Here is a 22,672-nt window from a genome sequence, read left to right as displayed (position 1 = left end):
TTGTTTTTGTTTTTTTTTTGAATGAAAGAGCCTGTTTGTAGTTAGCAGGCTCTTTTTATTTTCTAATTGTAAATGTCCCATAAAGCCACACCCACAAACTTCGGAAAATGTCATAATGCCACAAAATTTCAGAATGAAGATTAACGATTCTTGATTTCAGATGTTTGGAGCTGTACAAAATTGACCATTTCACTATTGACCATCAACAAATCAAAAATCGTTAATCAAAAATCTTAAATCTATATTTCTCCTGCAGCACACTGCCACAAATAAAAGGACCTTGAAAATAATATTGAAAACTTCGTCAGACTGAGCGAAGCCGAAGTCCTCCAAAAAAAAGTAATCCTGCATACAAAAAAACAACTTCGCTTTGCCTGACGTGTCAGACTGAGCGAAGTCGAAGTCCCCCAAAAAAAAGTGATCCTGCATACAAAAAAACAACTTCGCTTTGCCTGACGTGTCAGACTGAGCGAAGTCGAAGTCCGACAAAGCCAAAAAAAAGTCTTTTGAGGAATTTCACTTCACACAAAAGACTTTAAGGAAACTAACTAATACAAAACGGCTAAAATCAAATCAACACTAAGCTTTTGATTTTTGCTTTTTCTTTCTGCCCCACCAGATATAAAATCCGGTAATTGGCAAACTGGCGCAGATTAAACTGCCGATGAAATAAATTATTTTGGTAGACAATCCTCCTATTGCACCAATATGAAGGCTGTAATTGGATCGCATCAACCAATCTGAAAAACGCTCATTACCAATATATTTTTCTGATTTTGGAAGTAATTCAAGCGTTTTGGAGTCAAAATACAGATCTCTCCAAATACCTTTGTACATATCCGTACAGGCGTAAAAATCTTCTTTCGGATCATCGGGAAAATGAATGATAACCGCTTCTTTGTTTTCTTTGGCAATTTCCGTCCGAACCTTTTTCCAAATAAAATCTACAGCAGTCAGTTTGTCTAATTGCGCTTTGGACAAGGGCTCTTTTTTAACCGAAACGGTCTGCTCTTTTACCTCTGCCCATCCTCCACTAATCCAGTAGGTACTTTCTCTTAGCCAATGAAAACTCATTAACAATCCGGTAAAAGAAATCAATACTGCCAAAATGAGCACATAAAACCCCATTACATTGTGCAAATCATAATTGAGGCGTTTGAACTTAGCCTCCCACTTTATTTTAAAACTGCTGTTAATGGTTGTTTTGTTCCACTTTTTCGGAAACCACAATAGTAGTCCGCTAATCAATAAAAAGAAGAAAATAAAGGTTGCCCAGGCGGTTATCTGCGCTCCAATATCCCGCTCCAGCCAAAGATTCCGATGTCCTTCATCGATTATGTGAAAGAAATCTTCATGATCGACCATCCCGGTAATTTTACCGTTATAGGGGTTTACATAAATCAACGAATCCGATTCGATATCAACTTTAACTGATTTGTCTAAACCATTATACCAGAAACCATGAATTTCTTTGTTGGGCAGTACTTTTTGAACTGCTGCATAAATTTGAGAAGGGGGTAATAAGTGCTCAGGACTTTGAGCCTCGACATTGAGCCAGGGAGAGGTAAACTCTTTGATTTCGTGTTCAAAAACCAAAATACAGCCGGTAATTGCCATGATAAATACAATTATTCCGGAAGCGAGTCCCAGCCATAAGTGCAGCCAGGCATTGATTTTACTAAAGCGTGATTTTCCTTTATTGGGTGGTTTACCCGTGCGGTTTTTAATAATATTCATTAAAATAGTAATTTGAAACTAAGACAAAATTTATAAATAAAACGGCTTGAGGATTTTTAGTAATCCTCAAGCCGCTTAAAACTGTGGTAATTTAGTAGGTAAGTTTACCAATTGAAGGCAAATAAAGACCTTCTTTAATAAGTGCACCCGCTTTTGCAGTACCGGTTGCAATATCAATTTGGTACACACGAGCCTGATCGCCTGTTACAAAACTTTTATATGCTTTTCCGTTCTCTACAAACATACTTCCCAATCCGAAGAATTCATCTCCGCCATGATCCGGTAATCCCGTAACTGCTAAGATTGTTTTGGCAGATAAATCCAATATTGCCGATTTGAAAATTGTTTTTGTGTTAAGGAAGCTGTACACAGAATTGGCAGCGTCAACTTCGGTAGGGATATAGGAGATGAAAACTTTCTCTCCTCCTAAAGGATAAGCGGCAAGAACTTTCCCTTTTAACGTACTTGACTGAAGATCGAAAAAGTAACCCGGGTCAAACTTGGCATCGCCTTTTCTAACACGTAAAACTCCTGATGAAACACCCGTAACCGGATAACCTCCTGCACGTGCATTAGACGAGAACGTATAAATATCCCCTGATTCTGTCTGAACAATTCCAGTATTGGTATAATAAAGACCAATTGCAGTTGTTCTGGCATCTTTTATGGTGCTTACATATTCTAAAGAAGGGTATTTGTACACTCTCATAGTAGCATCAGATGATAATACTTTATTGGTTCCGTCGCTTACATCTTTGGTATACACCGGAACAAAAAGTTTATCTCCTGACACTGCCGCTCCGGTTGGCCAGTATAATATTTTTTTATTGGTTGGATTCACACTAAAATCGTTGAACTTACGGGCATCGATAGAAACAGTAGCAGGGTTGTAAATCATCAATTCGTAATCAGATGAACTACCGTCCCAGGTAGCACCAATATTGATCAGCTTTTTATCATCTGTATAACCTACAGCATACGATGACTCGAAAGAAATCTTATCTCCCGCTCCCAGCTTTCCGGAATTGTTCAGACGAAACGATACCGACCCTTCGTCTTCTGTACTTAAGGCAAAAAATGTATTGTTCACAGGAAAACAACTTCCTCCCTGCTCAATTCCAACTCCTTTTGCACTAATTTCTCCAGTCATTAACTGATCAGTAGAATTAAAATCTAATATATACTGCGTATAATCGGCCAGCCAGTAAGATGCTACATATTTAGTTCCGTTTACAGTTGGTGTTTCATCTTTAGAGGAATCATCACTGCTGCATGAAAAGATAGAGCATGACAGAAAAGCCAATGCAAAGCATTTTGCGAATTTGTTTACAAACATGATTATAATTATTTAGGATTATTATTTAAATTACTGTAGAAAGTATCTGAACTTTACTGAAAAAGCACGTCCCGGTTTTTGAACCTTAAAATAGTCGTATACCTTTATGTCGGTAATATTTCGGCATTCGAAAGCCAAATTGTATTTGCCGTTTAAAAAAGAATAGGCAACCATAGCGTTTTGTGTAAATTGTTCCGGAATAGCTTTTTTGGTTTCCAGACTTCCCAATACCGGCCAGGTCAGATAAAAAGCATCTATATAATTGGCGCTTACATTTAAAGAAAGTCTATCGTCCTGATGTCTGATGTTTTTAAAATTAAAAGTCAGATCAGCGTTTCCGTAGAAGATCGGGACGTTAGGCAATTGTGCGTCATACAAGGCATCAGGACTGGTTGTTCCGGCTTTATATTTGTTTTTGTTAAGGCTCTTTTGATACGTTCCGTTTACTTCAAAATTTATTAAGTCTTTGTAGCCGTATCTAAAAACACCGTCAATGCCTGTTATTTGCACGTTTTGAAGATTTTCAAAAACCGTTTTGTCTCCCTCCTGCTTTTCTCTGATAAAATCTTTTGCTTCTCTGTAAATGATACTCGTCTCAACATTAAAATGATTTTTGCTGTTCTGGGTATTAAAAGCCAGTCCCAGATTTGCGTTATCACTACTCTCAGGTCTTAATCCGATATTGCTGTTTACAGTAAGTCCGTCGCCCAGCATTTCTGTAGCAGAAGGCAAACGATACGCATGTTCATAGGAACCTTTAATTTGAAATTTATCTGTCAAATGGTATGCTGAAGTAGCGCCATAACCATAATTTGTTGATGAAGAAGATTGCGTTATGTTATGGGCGATCATTTGAGTTGCTAAATCAAACATTTTACCAAAACCTGAAATAGCCAGTCGATTATCGAGACCGCTAAAATTATAACTTAAACCCAGAATATTTTTGTCAATAGTAGGTTCTCCCAGTGCTACAACTTTTAAATACTCATTTGTTTCTTTACGTTTGTAGCCCAAATAAGAATAATTTACCGCTAACGAATGCTGCTCGTTTAACTGGTATTTTAAGTTTGTTGTCACCTGTGCATTAGCCTCGTCGTAAACGTATATGGTTTTGTTTCCTAATTCACCTTTATCATTTGCTCCTGCAAATTGTCTGTATATATAATTCCCTGTCCAGTCATACACTCGCGAAGAAGTATCTATCGAGCGGTTGTTTACTAAAGCATAAGTGGAGTTAACACTTAACGACAATCCTTTAGTAAAAAGATCACTTTTCTTGAATTTCAGCGAGGTAATAAAACTTTCACTATCTGTAAAAGCCTGCCCTACTACTTTTTGCATTGTTCTTCCCTGCTGAATTTCTTTTTTATTGCCTGCTACGGCAAAACCAACAAGCAGATAATCGGCAAAACTCTTGTTTTTAAATCCTGCTTCTGCCATTATGGTTCCTGATTTATAGGCATCATGGAAATGCTTGTATTTTTGTTCCGGTAAAAACTTCGAGGTATTTTTATCCACAACACTTACATCTACCTTATAATCATTGTCGGCATAATTTGCAAAAGCGTTAATATTGGCAATAAAACCATCACGACCGGAGAATCTCGTGTTTATTGCTGCTCTGTGAGTATTAAACGATCCGTAACTATAAGAAGCATCGATGTAACGGTTTACATTTTTGTTGGTTACGATATTAACAGCTCCCCCAAGTGCATCCGCTCCTAACTCAATAGGAACAACACCTTTGTAAACATCAATGCGTTCAGCCATGTTTACCGGAATATTGTTCAGCGTAAGAGCTGAACCATAACTGTCCATAGGCACTCCGTCTAAAAAGAATTTAACCTGATTACCGGAGAAACCATTCAGTGAAAAATTAAAAGCCGATCCTAATCCTCCATATTCCCGAATGCGGACTCCTGTGGTTTTATTCAACACCTGATTTAAATCCGCAGACGTATTGTAGGTTTTCTTTAAATCTATGGCTGTAATATTATATGCCTGTTCTCGTACTCTTTGAACTTTGGACTTTCCTGTTACTGCAACTTCGTTTAAAGCTGCCATATCTTCTTCCATCGTAATATCCTGAGTAGGCTTTCCTCCCAGCTTTAGAAAAATTGCCGTTTCTGTGGTTTTATACCCCACATGTGTAACCAGCAAAACATAATTTCCTGGCTTGGCACTAATTTTATACTCCCCTTTATTATTCGTCAGTGTACTGTATGCTGTTCCTTTTAAAGCTACCGAAACTCCTTCGGCAGTTTTCCCAAGATGATTAACAATAACTCCTGTTAAATTTACTTTGTCCTTTTGTGAATACCCTTGAAGTGAAATAAAAAAAAGAGCGATCAAGGACATTAATCTACTTATTTGCATCTAATAAATTTTGGTTTGAAAATTAAATTAGCAACAAAATTAGGCTCTCAAAAGGTTTTTTCCAAGTTATTTTTAATTATTCTAAATAAGGATAGTAATTAACTTTTAAATAACAGAAAACATAACAAACAGGTCAATACTTAAAGAATAATTAAATTTTACTTAATCTTTCCTTAAGAAATCATGAGATAAAAATTAAAAAATCCCAACCTACCGCATCTCAAATTTTCAAAAAAGGGCAAAAAAAAGCCCAATTAGCATCTAATCGGGCTTTAAAAATTTAGACTATCGAATTAAAAATCCAATTCCGTAATGGTCTTTTTTATCTCTTCGATAATTATTTTGATATCATTTTCGGTAGTGCGCCAATTGACAAAAGACGCTCTAATACCTTTTCGGTTCTGATAAACCGTTGGCGTCATAAACACCTTTCCTGTATCATTTAAATGCGTCAAAAACGCACTTACATGCTCCTGATTATGGTCTCCTTTTAATGTAAAACAAACATTATTCAGTCGGATTGGAGCCAACAGTTCGAAGTTCTCATCTTCGATAAGGGCGTTTGCAAAATGCAGTGCCAATGCCGTACTTTTCTCAATGATGTCTTTAAATCCTTCTTTTCCGTAAGCCAATAAAGAGAACCAAACCGGTAAAGCTCTTAATCGGCGTGAATTTTCAGGCAATACGTTCAGATAGTTAAAATTCTCCAGAGGATTCCCTAAATAAGGCGCATTAGAATTTTGGAACGTCTCGATTTGCAGTCCAAGATGCTCTTTTTTAATTAAATAAAAAGCACTTTCATAAGGCACGTTTAACCATTTATGGCAATCAATTGTAATACTGTCTGCACCTTCCCAGCCATCTGTAAGGTGTTTGAATTTTTCGGAAACTGCTGCAAAACCACCAAAAGCGGCATCAATATGCCACCAGAAATTGTATTTTTCTCTAAGTTTTGCAATAGCTGTAAAATCATCAAAATCGGCTGTATTAACCGTTCCCGCGCTCGAAATCAGGATAAACGGCTCTCCACTTAAACTTTCTATATTCTTCTGCAAGTCGTCGATATCAATAGCTTCTCTATTGCCTTCTGCTGTTTTAAGTACCGTATAATTATTACTTCCAATTCCCAGCATCGATAGTGTTTTTATGGATGAAGAATGAGGTGTCGCAGTTAAGATCGGTATGGCTCCGGAAACTCCGTTTTTAGCAAAATCTTTTCCTGACTGGGCACCAATCCACTGTCTAGCCACCCCTAAGCAGGTAAAATTTGACATGGTCGCTCCAGTCACAAATCCCCCTAAAAAAGATTCCGGAAGCTCTAATAACTGTCGCAATAAATGAATGGCCTCAAACTCGATTAGGGCCGAAGTTCCTCCCTGCGCTTTAACTGCCTGGGTATTCTGATCGTAAACTGTAGACAGCCAATCGCCTACAATAGAAGCTGGCGTTGATCCTCCGGTAACAAAACCTAAATACCTCGGCCCCGGAGAAGCTACCATCAATGGCGCCAGTCTCTCCTTAAATTCTTCCAAAGCCCCTAATGACCCTAAGCCTTTCTCGTTTAGTTTTCGGGTTGGATCCATTGTGTTTTTACTGGAAGTTGGAACGTTTTCAAGATTGTCCAAAAACGCTATTCCGTGCTGTTTTGCTTTTTCCAGAATGTTTTCAAGATCGTTCAGATCATTTTGAAGTATTGAATTCATTGTAAACTACTTTTTTATGCCTAGCTGTAAGACTTCCTTACTGCTAAAAATTAGCACACGGATTTTACAGGTTAAGCAGATTAACACTGATTTTAGTATTTAAGTTAATTCGTTGGGTATAATTTATTTTAACACATAGAAACATAGCTTTCTGCTTGAAATTAAGTCGTTTCACTTTTAATAAAACACAGAAACGGCATGAAAAAGAATGTATTTCTTTTAGACATTCTTTTCACATTTCACATCCTAAAATCGATGCTCCTATAGGTTAAGTCCTTTTTTTTTTTTGCTATGAAGGAAGCCCGCTACCACTTCGTTTTTTCGGAAAACCTCGAGACCACCATCGAACAAATGAGATCTCCATTGACATTTAGCAAAGTCGCTATCGGGTCGACGAGAGTTCCTAAAATCATGGCAACCGGCAGGGCTTGTTCCATTGGCAGTCCGTAAACTGTGATGGCCAGAACTTCTCCAATATAACCTCCATTTGGAATTCCTCCTTCTACAATTGAAACGATTACGGTAATTCCAAGCGCTAAAAGTAGGGTCGAAGGCGCCGTAAAATCTTTTCCAAACATGGCAAAAAGAACGGTTATTTTAAGGATAGAAGACATACTTGAACCGTCTTTATGCAAGGGCGCTCCAAGCGGAATGACCAAATTGCGAACGTGTTTAGGAATGTTCATTTTCTCAGCGGCTTCCAGATTCGCAGGGATGGTGGCAATACTGCTGCAGGTTCCAACCGCCGTTAAAGCGGGTGTGATATTATTGCTCCAAAATACCACAAAAGCTCTTTTCCCTCCGGCCACTAAGGCGTACAAACTAAAAAACACAAAGAAATAGAAAATACAGGCCGCATAATAAACCCCTAAAGGTTTGGCATAAACACCAAACAATTGCGGACCAAAAACTCCAACCTGATAGGCAAAATAAGCCCCCAAACCAATTGGAGCTAATTTCATAATAAGGTTCAAAAGCTGCTTCATGACTTCGTTACCGGAATCCAGAAAACTTCTGAAAGCGCTTCCTTTTTCTCCGGATTGCAGACTCGCAAAACCTATTAAAAAAGAAAAGATAATAAGCGCCAGCATACTTTTTCGGGACAGCAATTCAAAGAAATCATTTACGGTAACCAGCTGTGCTATTTGCTCGCCAATACTTCCTGATTGGATGTTTTCTATCGGGACTTTAGACACTATAATATTCTGATGGATTGGAAAAAGATATACTGCTAAAATCATCACAATTGCCGAAATTAAAATGGTGCTTAAAAAAACCAGAACCATGATTACAAACAGTTTGCCCAATTTCTCTGTTCTTTCCAGACTGGCAATTGAAGACGCAATGGTAAAGAAAATTAAAGGGATAATGGCCGTAAAGAGCAGGTTAAGAAAAATATCTCCAAGAGGTTTTATAACCTCCACTTTTTCTTTGAAAACCAATCCTAAAATACTTCCAAGCAGGATTCCTCCCAAAAGCAATAGAATACTGCTGTAACTTTTTAGAAAATCGATCTTTTTAATCTCCATAATTTTAGCGGATTACATTCCGAAATAGCAACATAAAATAAAGTCAATTAAATTACTCAAAAAAAGAGTACTAAAATTAACTGTGAAAATTTTTAATCCCAAAGAGTCAAATTCCTCCGGAATCTATGAAAATATGCAAAAAAAACGGTGAAGATGATCAGGTGATCAACGTTTGCCTAAAACCAAAGTAGTAAAAGCTCTGTCTACCAACTCACCCATTTTACTTTTTACTTTTTCAGTCAGTGTTTCTTTATGCACAACTTGGAAAGCTGTTTTTTCAATCAAACTTTCCGCTTTTTCAGTACTGTACAGATTGAATTCGAACTGAGTAAAAGGAAGCTGTTTCATAAAACTTTCTTCGGCAAAGGTGATGCAAAAAGTGCCTTCCGGTTTTAAAACTCTGTAAATTTCTGAGAGTAACTTCTCCGGTTCCTGCCAAAAGTAAATGGTGTTTACCGTGAATATTTTATCAAAAGAGGCTTCTTCAAATGGAATATTGGTTCCGCTATAAAGAGAAAAGTGAGCCTGTTTTTTAGCTACAAAAGCGATATTAATTTGTTGTGCTTCCTGAAACATTAACTCCGACATTTCAAGTCCGTAGTAAGTCAGATCCTGAGCCTGCTCTAGTACATACTCTAAATGTCCGGCATTTCCGTGACCTAATTCTAAAATTGCATTTCCCGATATTACGTGCAGATTTTGAACGGAATGACGCGTCATATTGATGTTGGTTTCATGCATCATATTCGCCATTTCTATTCCTTTTTCTCCTGTAGGATGCTTTAGCTGAGCGGCTATTGCCTGTAATTCTTCTTTTTTCATCATCTTTAAAATAAATTCAAAATTAATCCTAAAAAGTAATTATCGGTAAAATTTTGTCCTTTCGAGCGAAAGGAGACTCGAGCAATAGCGAATAGGGGGAGCAAATCGCACTATTAGCTCCGCAAAACAAAGTACCAATCTTTGTCGATTAGCGAGTGTGATTTCTCCCTTGGGTCGAAAGGACAAACCATATGCTTAAAGTCTTAAAAAATCTGCCTTGCAATCTGGCGGATATTCTCTGATTTCCCCATTGAGTAATAATGCAAAACAGGAACTCCCGCAGCCTTTAATTCTAATGATTGCTGAACGGCCCACTCGATTCCGACCTGCTTGATTTCGGCATTGTTTTTACATTTATCTACAGCATCAATTAAATCCTCCGGCAAATCGATTCTAAAAATCTGAGGTAAAATCTGTAAATGTCTTTGAACCGCAATGGGCTTGATTCCGGGAATAATCGGAATTGTGATGCCAATTTCTCTTGCTTTTTCTACAAAGGCAAAATATTTAGCATTATCAAAAAACATTTGGGTCACGACATAATCCGCTCCTGCATCTACTTTTTCTTTCAGTCTTTTTAGATCAGATTGCAAAGAAGGAGATTCGAGGTGTTTTTCAGGATACCCCGCAACACCTATACAAAAATCGGCTTTATTATCAGCATCCATTAATTCATGAAGGTATTTTCCGCTGTTTAAATTATTGATCTGACGCACCAAATCAATAGCGTAACTATTCCCACCGGCTTTTGGCACAAAAGATTGTTCGTCTTTCATAGCGTCACCGCGAAGTGCCATTACATTATTGATTCCTAAATACTGACAATCTACCAGCATGTATTCGGTTTCTTCCTGCGTAAATCCTCCGCAAAGCAAATGTGGCACCGTATCAACATTGTATTTGTGTTTTATAGAAGCACAAATTCCAAGCGTTCCCGGACGCATACGCGTTAGCTTTTTATCTAACAGTCCGTTTCCTTTATCAATATAGATATATTCTTCACGCGAAGTGGTGACATCAATAAATGGCGGTTTAAATTCCATCAACGGATCAATATTATCATACAATTCCTGAATGCTCTTCCCTTTTTGAGGCGGAATAAGTTCAAACGAGAATAATGTATTTCCCTTCGCGTTTTCTATATGTTCTGTTACTTTCATTTTTTAATTATGAGTTATGAATTATGAGTTTTGAAAAATGGTGTAAAAAATCATAAATCAAATATTGGTTGTTTCAAGTTTCAAGTTTCAGGTTGCCGCAAAAAACCTGAAACTTGAAACCTGAAACCTTTAGTTAATCTGCTATATTAGGGTTCAACCATTTCATGGCATAGTCGGTTGAAACACTGCGTCGTTTGGCATAGTCGACTACCTGATCCTCTTTTATTTTCCCCAGTCCGAAATATTTACTTTCCGGATTTCCAAAATAGTATCCTGAAACGGATGAAGCCGGCCACATCGCCATGCTTTCGGTTAATGTTACGCCTATTTCTTTTTCTACATTTAAAAGTTTCCAGATTGTTGGTTTCTCCAAATGGTCAGGACATGCCGGATAACCCGGAGCAGGACGGATTCCTTTGTACTCTTCAGAAATCATTTCTTCGTTAGTTAAACTCTCCTCTGATGAATACCCCCAGATTTCTTTACGTATTTTTTCATGAAGATATTCAGCGAAAGCCTCGGCAAAACGATCCGCTAATGCTTTCACCATAATCGAATTGTAATCGTCCAGATCTTTCTCAAATTCAGCTGCCCATTCATCAACACCAAAACCGGTTGTTACACAAAATGCTCCCATATAATCCACTTTCCCGCTTTCTTTCGGAGCGATAAAATCGGCTAATGCAATATTGGGTGCCCCTTTTGTTTTTTGCGATTGCTGGCGTAAAGTCAAAAAGGTCTGTAACGGTTTTCCGTTTTCATCTGTCAATTCGATATCATCATCGTTGATCTGATTGGCCGGAAATATTCCGTAGATCCCTTTTGCAGATAGTTTTTTCTCTGCTAAAATTACTTTCAACATCGCCTGTGCATCTTCAAAAACAGAAGTCGCCTCTTTCCCCACAACCTCATCGGTTAATATTGCCGGATATTTACCAAACAATTCCCAGGTTCTAAAAAACGGTGTCCAGTCAATATATGGAACCAAAACATCCAGCTCTACTTCAACAATTTGTTCCCCAATGATATTTGGCTTCACCGGATTGAAATTTTCCCAATCCAATTGTAATTTGTTTTTACGCGCGTCTTCAATGCTTAAGAAATTCTTATCTCTAGAACGATTCAAAAATGTTTCTCTAAAAGAATCGTACTCTGCACGAATATCGCTTGCATATATTTTACGGTTATGATCTAACAGATTTCCGGCAACAGTAACCGCTCTCGAAGCATCGTTTACGTGAATAACCGTTTCTCTGTATTGTGGTGCAATTTTCACAGCTGTATGCGCCCTTGAAGTGGTTGCTCCACCAATCATAATCGGAATTTTAATTCCTTGTTTGTCTAATTCTTTGGCCAAATACACCATTTCGTCAAGCGAAGGTGTAATTAATCCGCTTAGACCAATGATATCAACATTGTGTTCTATCGCAGCGGCAATAATTTTCTCCGGAGGCACCATAACTCCAAGATCTACAATCTCGTAATTGTTACAGGCTAAAACTACCGAAACAATGTTTTTACCAATATCGTGAACATCTCCTTTTACAGTAGCCATCAGGATTTTTCCGTTTCCTTGCTTGTCTCCCGCTTGTTTACTCGCTTCGATATAAGGCAATAAATAGGCTACGGCTTTTTTCATTACACGTGCCGATTTTACTACCTGTGGCAGGAACATTTTTCCGCTTCCGAACAAATCTCCCACGACATTCATTCCGGTCATCAAATTGATTTCGATTACCTCAATTGGTTTTGTAGCAGCCAAACGTGCTTCTTCTACATCTTCTTCAATAAAAGCATCCACTCCTTTAACCAATGAGTGCGTAATACGCTCCTGAACCGTACCTAAACGCCATTCCTGAATTGCTTTTTCATCTGATTTTACTTCTCCTTTTACGTTCTCGGCAAAATCTAAAAGTCGTTCGGTTGCATCGTCACGTCTGTCCAGAATTACGTCTTCAACGTGTTCCAGTAAATCTTTTGGAATATCGTCGTAAATCGAAAGCATTTCCGGATTCACGATTCCCATCGTCATTCCGTTCTTGATTGCATGGTACAAAAATACCGAGTGCATCGCCTCACGAACGGTGTCATTTCCTCTGAAAGAAAACGAAACATTACTTACCCCACCACTAATATGTGCATGAGGCAAATTATCGCGAACCCATTTTGTTCCTCTGAAGAAGTCCAGAGCATTCAAACGGTGTTCTTCCATTCCGGTCGCAACCGGGAAAATATTCAAATCAAAAATGATATCCTGTGGAGGAAAATCAACTTTGTTCACTAAGATATCATACGAACGCTGACAAATTTCAACTCTTCGGTCATAATTATCAGCCTGACCTACTTCATCAAAAGCCATGATTATGGCTGCAGCACCGTAACGCTTGATTAATTTAGCATGATGGATAAAGGCTTCTTCTCCTTCTTTTAATGAAATCGAGTTTACAACACTTTTCCCCTGTACTACTTTAAGACCCGCTTCAATGATTTCCCATTTCGAGCTGTCGATCATAATAGGCACTCGCGAAATGTCCGGTTCTGACGCAATTAAATTCAAAAATTTAGTCATTGCCTGAACTCCGTCAAGCATTCCCTCATCCATATTAATATCGATGATCTGTGCTCCTCCCTCTACTTGCTGCCTTGCGATATCAAGTGCCTCATCATATTTCTCTTCCTTGATTAAACGCAGGAATTTTCTTGAACCGGTAACGTTTGTACGTTCTCCAACGTTAACAAAAACACTGGTAGGTGTAATAATTAACGGTTCTAATCCTGATAATACAAGGTCTCTTCTATTTTCTGTCATTTTTCTTAAGGTACTAAGTTCCTAAGATTCTTAGGTTCTGAGTTTTCTATTCTTATTGGTCTCCTATAAGGTTTTTTAAAAGCTTGTAGGTATATCCGTTACCGATATGTTGTTCCTAACGGAACATTTATTTCCATTTTGATTTTTCTATGTATTTGCAGGTTACACCTGCATCATATATATAATATTTAGTTTTTACAAAGCCCGCTTTAACAAGCGAAAGTGAATCCGGTAACAATTCTCCATCCAGAATAAGCTCATTCTCTTCCGGATTATTCGGATTATATTTTATCTTATAAAACTTGCCCGATAAATCTTTATCATAGTCTTCACTTCTTAATGAACATTCTGATATAATCTTTTTGTTCACATAAAAATAGTATTTCAAACCACGTGTTTTATTGTGGTATTCTATTCTGGTCGATAATCCGATCGTTTCTTCTGTAAGCCGCTTTTTAAATTTCTCATTCTCAATATTGGAGTTTCTTATAGAAAAGAATAATACCCCAATTATCGTCAAGGGAACAATTATTTTTCCCCATTCGCTTAGATCCGCCAATGTTGTTTTTTCAACCATCTTATCCCAAAACCGGCGCCACTCTCGGTTTATAATCCTTCGCCACCTCAGCAATTAATCGAATATGATCCGGAGTTGTTCCGCAACAGCCTCCAATAATATTGATTAAGTTATCGTCTAAATATTCTTTGATTAAGGCTTGTGTCTGCTCCGGAGTTTCATCGTATTGCCCGAAAGCGTTTGGCAAACCTGCATTGGGATGTGCCGAAACATTAAACTGTGTATGCTGTGATAGTGTTTTCAGGTATGGTTTTAGCAAATCGGCCCCTAAAGCACAATTGAACCCTACACTCAATAACGGAATATGTGATACTGAAATCAGGAATGCTTCAACCGTCTGTCCTGAAAGTGTTCTTCCCGAAGCATCGGTGATGGTTCCTGAAACCATGATCGGAATATCCAGATTGCGTTCTTCTTTTACTTCTTCGATGGCAAAAAGTGCTGCTTTAGCATTTAGCGTATCAAAGATAGTTTCTACCAAAAGTAAATCACATCCACCATCCATTAAGGCTTCAGCTTGTTGTTTGTAAGCAATTCGCAAATCATCAAACGTTACAGCTCTGTACCCCGGGTCGTTTACGTCCGGTGACATACTAGCCGTACGGTTTGTTGGTCCGATAGAACCCGCTACGAAACGTGGTTTGTCCGGATTTTTAGCAGTGAATTCATCCGCTACTTCACGGGCAATTTTCGCCGATTCATAGTTCAGTTCATAAACCAAATCTTCCAGGAAATAGTCGGCCATACCGATCGTAGTTCCTGAAAAAGTATTGGTTTCTACGATGTCTGCACCAGCTTCAAAATAAGCGGCATGAACATCGCGGATTGCTTGTGGTTGTGTTATGGATAGTAAATCGTTGTTTCCTTTTAACGGATGCGGAAAATCTTTGAAACGCTCTCCTCTAAAATCTTCTTCCGAGAAGTTATAGCGCTGCAACATCGTTCCCATTGCTCCGTCAAGGATTAGGATATTTTTTTTTATTGCTTCCTGAATTGTTATTGACATATCTTTATTCTTTTAGCCACTAAGACACTGAGGTTCTACGATGCTAAGTTTTTTTATTAATTCTATTTTCACTTTAAATCCAACAGTTTAAAGAAAGCTGTCAGATCTAAAAAGTTCGCAACAAAAAGCAGGAAAGATTAAGCACAAAAAAATGCGTTAATGATTCGCTCATGATACTGAATTCAGTAAAATAATATTGTAAGGTTGTCAGGAAAAGTTTGAGAAATACGTGTAATGTATTTGTGTTATCTATCTTGAATACAAAGATGTTGTATTAAGTAGAATGTAGCACCTTCTTTATGATAAAGGGTTGCTAAGGTTTCATTGGGTCTTTCCCTCCGCCTTTCGTGATAACTTTCAATAATTTTAAGAACAGTGCAAAGTAAAGACATAGTCTCAACAATTGCAAGTGTTTTTTAAAGTTTCTGAGATGCTAAGGTTCTTTTTTAGGTACTTAGAAACTAAGGCTCTAAGATACTGAGTTTCTAAGTTTAAGTTTGCTTAGTAATTGCGCTTCTGCTTTGTTCCTCTAAAATTGATAATTTCAACAGTATTAGCTTCCTTATTTACGCGGTAAACTAAATAATTATTTTTGTCTACAATTGCTTTATGTATTGAACTGTATTTTTCAGATTTTGGAAATTGTTCCGGATTCAGATTGATTTGATTTAGTACTTGCTGAATTTTATTTTCTAAATTTGAGATTTCTTTTGCCGTCCATTTCGCTTCAAGATAATCGACAACTTTATTAAAGCCTTTTACAGCTTGGGAAGTCCAAATAAATTTTAATGCCATTTCGAAAACCTTTTCATGACATCTTCATGGCTTATAAATTCACCTTTCTCGGCTTGGTCTAATCCAATTTGAATTTCATTTTTCTCCAATTCTGATAATTCATCAAACCAATCATCTTGATTTGCTTTCAAAACCAATTCTAGTTTCTCTAAAACACTCTCATCTTCCACCTTAAACAATTTCTGAATAAATTGATATTTTCTAGCCTCTAAATCCATGATACTCAAAATTTATAATTACAAAGATACAAATAAAAAAAGCCCAAACTAAAAGTTCGAGCTTTCTCTATATAAAATCTTAGAACCTTAGCACCTCAGTACCTCAGCCCCTTAGAATTAAACTATCGCCTTAACAACTGCTTTTGGAGCTTCTTTACGAGTTCCGTCGAAACCATCTACACCTGAAACTGTAGTGTATTTTAAAACGTATTTTTTACCCGGATTGATGATTTGATAAGCGGCCTGACACATTAAAGTAGCTTCATGGAATCCACAAAGAATCAGTTTTAATTTTCCTGGGTAAGTGTTTACGTCTCCAATAGCGAAGATTCCCGGAATATTAGTTTGGTAATCTAATGCATTATTTACTTTAATGGCATTTTTCTCGATTTCTAATCCCCAGTCTCCGATTGGTCCTAATTTAGGTGTTAATCCGAAAAGCGGAATAAAATAGTCTGTTTCGATTTTACGGTGTGCTCCGTTTTCTTCGATATCTAATGATTCAACATGCTCAGCACCATTGATTCCGATCACTTCTGCCGGTGTGATTAATTTAATTTTTCCGGCTGTCTTCAATTCCTGTACTTTTTCTACAGAATCTAAAGCTCCTCTAAATTCATTTCTACGGTGAATTAAAGTAACTTCTGAAGCTACATTCGCTAAAAAGATACTCCAGTCCAAGGCTGAATCTCCTCCTCCGGCGATTACAACTTTTTTGTCTCTGAATTTCTCCGGATTTTTGATGAAATATTTTACTCCTTTATCCTCGTAAAACTCGATATCTTCAATAAGTGGTTTACGTGGCTCAAAACTTCCCAAACCTCCTGCAATAGCAATAACCGGTGCGTGAAATTTAGTTCCCTTATTTGAAGTTACAATAAAACTTCCGTCTTCTTGTTTCTCAATCGTTTCTGCACGCTCTCCTAACGTAAAACCAGGCTCAAATTGTTTGATTTGCTCCATCAGTCCGTCGATTAAATCTCCTGCCAATACTTCAGGGAATCCAGGAATATCATAAATAGGTTTTTTTGGATACAATTCTGAAAGTTGTCCTCCCGCTTGTGGTAAAGCATCTAAAATATGACATTTTAATTTTAATAATCCTGCCTCGAAAACGGCAAATAATCCTGTTGGGCCTGCTCCAATTATAAGTATATCTGTTTTAATCATTATGTTGTTGTTTATAATCATTCTTAATAATGCAAAGGAACGAATAATTTATTCTAATTTCAATGATTTTTGTCATTGATTTCCTTGCGGAATTTTTTACTCTTTATTTTTTATTGAAGCGGTTATTTCGTTTATCCATTGGGCTAAAACCCGACGTTACCATATGAACCGTTCTTTCAGAACTATTACTATTCCTTATTTTTCAATGAAACTGTAATCCCGTTCATCCATTGGGCTAAAACCCGACGCTACCATATAAACCGTTCTTTCGGAACTATTACTATTCCTTATTTTTCAATGAAGCTGTGATCTCGTTCATCCATCGGGTTAAAACCCGACGCTACAATATAAACCGTTCTTTCGGAACTATTACTATTCCTTATTTTTCAATGAAGCTGTGATCTCGTTCATTCTTTTCACTTTCTCTTCAAAATTACCTTTTAATGTCTTTCGATATTCATTAAGGTTTTCGACCATTTTATTGATATCCTCCGGAATTACCTCTTCAAAAAACTCACGAAGTCTTTTGGCTGTTGTTGGCGATTTTCCGTTGGTCGAAATGGCAATTTTCACATTGCCTTTGGTTACGATTCCACCTAAATAATAATCACATAAATCCGGTGTGTCCGCAATATTGCAAATCAAATAACGCTTTCGGGATAATTCATATACCTTTTTATTGACTTTTAAATCATCGGTACAGGCAATTACCATGTGGCGTTTTTTGAGCATTTTCTTTTTGAACTTCGATTTTGTCAATGTAATCGAAGGATGTTTCTCAGCCAAAACCTTTATTTCTAAATGAAAATTTGGCGCTACCACCTCAACATTTGCATTGGGACTCGACTTTAATAAAAAAGAGAGCTTTTCCAATCCTACATTTCCTCCGCCAACAATCAGAACATTTAGATTGTGAAGCTTCAGGAATACAGGATATAATTCGTTTTGTTCCATTTTAATTCAATTTCATCCAATCAAAATTAGATGATTTTTTGCTTTCATCAGGTTAAAAACCCAATTTTATACCCAAGACATTTTACCGACTGAAAATCAAGATTATGTGAGGAATCATTTTTACTGCACTTTATCTCATCATTTCTTTGGACAGAAATTCTTCGTAAAATCCTTTTAGTTTATTGCTTTCGCGAACAACTTCTCCAAGTACAATAATTGCCGGCGAACTCAGTTTCTTCTCTTCTACAATTTCCAGAATCGAATTTACGGTTCCTACACCCACTTTTTCATCGGGCATTGTTCCATTTTGAATGATCGCAACGGGCAAATTTCCTTTGTTTTCTTTTTGAAACAAATCAATAATCTGAGGCAGCTTGTGCATCCCCATCAAAATTACAACTGTTGCAGAGGACTGTGCAGCTAAAGCAACGTCTGAAGATAATTTCCTATCAGAAGTTGTACCTGTTATGGCCCAAAAACTTTCGGAAACCCCTCTTTTGGTGATTGATATGCCTTGGCTTGCCGGAACTGCCACTACCGAAGATATTCCGGGAACCACGAACGTCTCGATTCCAAAACTTTCGATGAATTCAATTTCTTCACTTCCACGTCCAAAAATAAACGGATCACCACCTTTTAAACGGACTACATTTCCGTAGGTCAAAGCATTATCCACAATCAATTGATTGATCTGATCCTGCGTGTAAGCATGATTGCCTATTTTTTTTCCAACAAAAATCCGAATCGCATTTTTAGGAGCGTGGGCTAATATCTCTTCATTGGCCAATGCATCATACAAAACCACATTCGCTCCAGCAAGTGCTTTTACAGCTTTCAGCGTAAGCAAATCCGGATCACCGGGACCCGCACCAACTAAAGTTACTTTTGGCTTGATATTAAGCATTTTCTAATTGTTGAGCTCTATATTTTTCTATCGTATCAAAAAATGCAATTCCTTCCTGAATGTATTGTTTTGCAAATGCTTCTGAAGGTTGTATTGCATTGATTTGATACACTAATTCTCTGAATGATGTTGCCAGTTCAATTTTACTGGTTGCAATGAAAACGGTATCAAACAAATCAACGATTCCTGCATGATTGTTTGTTTTTTCGTTTTCAGAAAGCAATAAAGCTTTTGCACCGTTTACAAATCCGGCGTAAGCATGGTAAATAGCATCTGACCATTTATTTTCGTCGAAAGATTCCTGTGCGAATGTTAATTTGTCTTTGGCTTCTAACAATAAGGTCGCCACCAAATCAATTACCACTCCGGCACATTCTCCAACTCCAACTGCTTTTACATAATTGTCTGCATTACCCCAATCTACGAAATCAGCTTCTGTTAAATTGGTTACATCAGCGTAAGGTTTTAAGATTTCATAGAAATATTTCTCGCCTTTTGTATCATAATAATCCAGAAACTTTTGTCCGCTTCCATTGGTATCAAAATCATTTAAGATCGTACGCAACGCATCCGGACCTCTACGACTTGGTACTTTAATTACTTTATCGGCAAAACGACCGGCTCCGTTTCCTAATCTTCCTCCGCCTAACAAAACCTGTAAAGCCGGAGCTACCAATTTTCCGGAATTGATTGACATTCCCTGGAAACCAATTGCCGACATATTATGCTGCCCACAAGCATTCATACAACCACTGATTTTGATTTCAATTTCACGATTGTTTAAATATTGAGGATATTCAGCACTTAATACTTTTTCTAATTCTTCTGCAATTCCGGTACTACTTGCAATCCCCAAATTGCAAGTATCTGTACCCGGACATGCTGTAATATCTGCCGTTGAATTATATCCTAAATGAACAAAGTTCAGCTTAGCCAATTCCTGATAGAAGAAAGGTAAATTCGCTTCTTTCACATGACGTATTACAATATTCTGACGCAATGAAAAACGAAGTTCATTTGCGGCGTAATTTTTAATTAAATCGGCTAATAATCGGGCTTTATCGGTGTAAAAATCTCCTAATAAAACTTTGATTCCAATAGCATAATAACCTTCCTGCTTTTGAGCAATTACATTTGATTTTTTCCAGGCTTCGTATGCTGCCTGATCTTCAATGGCAACTTGTGGCACTTCTAATAACGGTTCCGGAATTGGTCCGTCAAAAGCTGTGGTGTCAATTTCATATGTTTCAAAAGCTATTGCTTTTTTCTCTTTTTCAACCAGATCAAGGAAAACATCTCTTCCCATTTCTTTGATCAGGAATTTCATACGGGCTTTCATTCTTTTAGCACGTTCACCGTATCGATCAAAAATACGAACGATTCCTTCTGCTGTTGGAATGATCTGATTTGCCGGAACGAATTCGGAAAGTAATTCGGCATGAGCAGGCTGAGAACCTAAACCTCCACCAAACATGATTTTGAAACCACGCTCACCATTTACAATTTTTGGAATAAATCCTAAATCATGTAAATAACTCAAAGCGGTATCTTCATCAGAGGACGAGAACGAAATTTTAAATTTACGTCCCATTTCCTGACAGATAGGGTTTCTTAAAAGATATTGAAATAGAGCATGTGCATAAGGCGAAACGTCAAACGGTTCGTTTACATCCACACCTGCCAATTCGCTTCCTGTAATATTTCGAACAGTGTTACCACAAGCTTCACGCAAAGTAACATCGTCTTTGGCCAGATTTGCCCAAAGTTCCGGAGTTCTGTCCAGACTTACATAGTGAATCTGAATGTCCTGACGTGTTGTAATGTGGAGACGCCCTGTAGAATATTCATCAGAAACTTTTGTAATACGGATCAATTGTTCGCTGGTTACTTTACCATAAGGCAATTTAATACGAATCATTTGAACACCTTCCTGACGTTGTCCATAGATTCCACGTGCTAAACGAAGACTACGAAAACGCTCATCATCAATTTTTCCTCCACGGAACAAATGAATCTTTTTTTCTAAATCGATAATCTCTTTCTGAACTACCGGATTTTCTATTTCTGTTCTAAAACTTTCCATTTTTATTTCGCTTTAGGCTTTAAGCTTTAGGCTATAAGCTTTTTGACTTTCTTGCTTTAGGCTTTAGACAATAAGCTTTAAGCTTCCCTAAATACCTGATTTTTTTTATGCTGTAGGCTTTAAGCTGTATGCTTTAGGCTTTTTTAACTTTGTGTTTTTAGCTTACAGCATATGGCTTAAAGCTTATAGCAGGTTTACCTGATGAATCCTACTCCTGCTGTTGTATTCGTTGCGGTATCAATTAAGATGAATGCACCGTTTGATTTATTGTCATTATAGGCATCAAAATATAAAGGCTTGCTTAATTTAATGCTTACTTCTCCTATCTCGTTAATTGCTAACTGTGATGCCGGTGTTGTTCCTGAATAATCTGTTGCAATTGTATTTTTAATACTTTCTACTTTTGCTAAAACCGAATTGGTGTTGTGCTGAACGATATATTTTGTACCCGGAACCAGTTTTTTACTGTCCATCCAGCATACTGTTGTGTGTATTTCTTTTTCAATTTTTGGAAGCTCTGATGATTTTACAATCATATCACCTCTTGTCACATTGATATCATTTTCTAATTCGATGGTGATCGAAGAACCTGCAACGGCTTCATCAAATTGTTTGTCGAAAAAGTGAATTTTTGAAACTTTTGATTCTGTCAATGAAGGAAGTACTGTTACAGCATCTCCTACTTTTATTGAGTTTCCGTATAATTTACCGGCATAACCTCTAAAGTCGTGGTATTCTTCAGTCTTTGGACGAATAACGGTTTGAACCGGAAAACGTGCTTTCCCTGGCTCGTAAACATCATGAGAATGTAATCCTTCTAAATGCTCCAACACCGTTTGTCCATCGTACCACTTCATGTTTTCTGATTTGTCCACAACATTTCCTCCGTTGATGGCACTTAACGGAATGTAACTTACGTTTTGCTCCTTGAAAGTACTTTTGGCATTTAGAGCTTGGAAATCGGCTTTGATTTTATTGAAAACGTCTTCTGAATAATCCACTAAATCCATTTTATTGATCGCCACAATCACCTCTTTTACTCTCAATAAATTATTGATAAAAAAGTGACGGTACGTTTGTTCGATTACGCCTTTTCTCGCATCAATTAAGATAATGGAAACCTGAGAAGTTGAAGCTCCCGTTACCATATTTCTGGTATATTCTACGTGACCCGGAGTATCGGCAATAATGTAACTTTTCTTTGCAGTCGAGAAATAAATATGTGCCACATCAATTGTGATTCCTTGTTCTCTCTCCGCCACTAATCCGTCAGTTGCCAGTGAAAAATCAAGATAATCGTATCCTTTTTGCTTGCTGCTTTTCTCGATCGCTTCGATTTTATCTGTCGTCAATGATTTGGTATCGTACAGTAATCTTCCGATCAAAGTACTTTTCCCGTCATCTACACTTCCTGCTGTTGCTATTTTTAAAACGTCCATTCTATGTTATTTTGTTTCAGGTTTAAAAATTTAGTTTCAGGTTTCAAGTTGATT

At 37.4% G+C, this 22,672-nt stretch carries 17 protein-coding genes and 1 riboswitch; all 17 genes read right to left on the bottom strand.

Going from position 1 to position 22,672, the window contains the following annotated elements; translation table 11 throughout:
- Window positions 1-579 precede the first annotated feature (579 nt).
- Entirely contained in the window at window positions 580-1,737 is a 1,158-nt protein-coding gene (locus tag LNQ34_RS10875; RefSeq protein ID WP_229999679.1) for a PepSY-associated TM helix domain-containing protein, read from the bottom strand.
- A 91-nt stretch (window positions 1,738-1,828) separates the two neighbouring features.
- Window positions 1,829-3,073: a DUF4374 domain-containing protein gene (locus LNQ34_RS10870; RefSeq protein ID WP_229999678.1), complete on the bottom strand. Its 1,245-nt coding sequence runs from the start codon at window positions 3,071-3,073 to the stop codon at window positions 1,829-1,831.
- 30 nt (window positions 3,074-3,103) lie between these two features.
- Window positions 3,104-5,449 carry a TonB-dependent receptor gene (locus LNQ34_RS10865; protein ID WP_229999677.1) on the bottom strand — a complete coding sequence of 782 codons (2,346 nt, stop codon included), beginning with the start codon at window positions 5,447-5,449 and terminating at the stop codon, window positions 3,104-3,106.
- Window positions 5,450-5,742: 293 nt separating this feature from the next.
- Window positions 5,743-7,152: a pyridoxal phosphate-dependent decarboxylase family protein gene (locus tag LNQ34_RS10860; RefSeq protein ID WP_229999675.1), complete on the bottom strand. Its 1,410-nt coding sequence runs from the start codon at window positions 7,150-7,152 to the stop codon at window positions 5,743-5,745.
- A gap of 305 nt (window positions 7,153-7,457) precedes the next feature.
- Window positions 7,458-8,681, bottom strand: coding sequence for a dicarboxylate/amino acid:cation symporter (locus tag LNQ34_RS10855; protein WP_202700693.1), 1,224 nt, complete (start codon window positions 8,679-8,681; stop codon window positions 7,458-7,460).
- A gap of 165 nt (window positions 8,682-8,846) precedes the next feature.
- Window positions 8,847-9,506: a class I SAM-dependent methyltransferase gene (locus LNQ34_RS10850; RefSeq protein ID WP_229999674.1), complete on the bottom strand. Its 660-nt coding sequence runs from the start codon at window positions 9,504-9,506 to the stop codon at window positions 8,847-8,849.
- Between the two features lie 200 nt (window positions 9,507-9,706).
- Window positions 9,707-10,663: a methylenetetrahydrofolate reductase [NAD(P)H] gene (metF, locus tag LNQ34_RS10845; RefSeq protein ID WP_202700692.1), complete on the bottom strand. Its 957-nt coding sequence runs from the start codon at window positions 10,661-10,663 to the stop codon at window positions 9,707-9,709.
- A 133-nt stretch (window positions 10,664-10,796) separates the two neighbouring features.
- The gene (gene metH, locus LNQ34_RS10840) at window positions 10,797-13,472 is read right to left on the bottom strand and encodes a methionine synthase (RefSeq protein WP_229999672.1); all 2,676 of its coding nucleotides are present in this window, start codon (window positions 13,470-13,472) and stop codon (window positions 10,797-10,799) included.
- A gap of 127 nt (window positions 13,473-13,599) precedes the next feature.
- The gene (locus LNQ34_RS10835) at window positions 13,600-14,031 is read right to left on the bottom strand and encodes a hypothetical protein (RefSeq protein WP_229999670.1); all 432 of its coding nucleotides are present in this window, start codon (window positions 14,029-14,031) and stop codon (window positions 13,600-13,602) included.
- A 19-nt stretch (window positions 14,032-14,050) separates the two neighbouring features.
- Window positions 14,051-15,055, bottom strand: a complete 1,005-nt coding sequence (locus LNQ34_RS10830) for a homocysteine S-methyltransferase family protein (protein ID WP_229999668.1) — start codon at window positions 15,053-15,055, stop codon at window positions 14,051-14,053.
- A gap of 242 nt (window positions 15,056-15,297) precedes the next feature.
- Window positions 15,298-15,412, bottom strand: a riboswitch (SAM riboswitch).
- Between the two features lie 144 nt (window positions 15,413-15,556).
- Window positions 15,557-15,850: a type II toxin-antitoxin system RelE/ParE family toxin gene (locus LNQ34_RS10825; protein WP_229999665.1), complete on the bottom strand. Its 294-nt coding sequence runs from the start codon at window positions 15,848-15,850 to the stop codon at window positions 15,557-15,559.
- Window positions 15,841-16,068: a hypothetical protein gene (locus LNQ34_RS10820; RefSeq protein WP_202700687.1), complete on the bottom strand. Its 228-nt coding sequence runs from the start codon at window positions 16,066-16,068 to the stop codon at window positions 15,841-15,843. Before LNQ34_RS10820 ends, LNQ34_RS10825 begins: the two co-directional genes overlap by 10 nt.
- A gap of 117 nt (window positions 16,069-16,185) precedes the next feature.
- A complete protein-coding gene (locus LNQ34_RS10815) occupies window positions 16,186-17,238 on the bottom strand; it encodes an NAD(P)/FAD-dependent oxidoreductase (RefSeq protein WP_202700686.1) in 1,053 nt (350 codons plus the stop codon).
- A 372-nt stretch (window positions 17,239-17,610) separates the two neighbouring features.
- Window positions 17,611-18,192, bottom strand: coding sequence for a precorrin-2 dehydrogenase/sirohydrochlorin ferrochelatase family protein (locus LNQ34_RS10810; RefSeq protein ID WP_070905877.1), 582 nt, complete (start codon window positions 18,190-18,192; stop codon window positions 17,611-17,613).
- A gap of 130 nt (window positions 18,193-18,322) precedes the next feature.
- Window positions 18,323-19,096 carry a uroporphyrinogen-III C-methyltransferase gene (gene cobA, locus LNQ34_RS10805; protein WP_229999663.1) on the bottom strand — a complete coding sequence of 258 codons (774 nt, stop codon included), beginning with the start codon at window positions 19,094-19,096 and terminating at the stop codon, window positions 18,323-18,325.
- Window positions 19,089-21,179: a nitrite reductase gene (locus LNQ34_RS10800; RefSeq protein WP_229999662.1), complete on the bottom strand. Its 2,091-nt coding sequence runs from the start codon at window positions 21,177-21,179 to the stop codon at window positions 19,089-19,091. Before LNQ34_RS10800 ends, cobA begins: the two co-directional genes overlap by 8 nt.
- 194 nt (window positions 21,180-21,373) lie before the next feature.
- Entirely contained in the window at window positions 21,374-22,618 is a 1,245-nt protein-coding gene (locus LNQ34_RS10795; protein WP_202700682.1) for a sulfate adenylyltransferase subunit 1, read from the bottom strand.
- Between the last annotated feature and the right edge of the window lie 54 nt (window positions 22,619-22,672).

The sequence above is a fragment of the Flavobacterium lipolyticum genome (assembly GCF_020905335.1).
Lineage (GTDB): Bacteria > Bacteroidota > Bacteroidia > Flavobacteriales > Flavobacteriaceae > Flavobacterium > Flavobacterium lipolyticum.
This window is presented reverse-complemented; position numbering and strand designations above follow the sequence as displayed.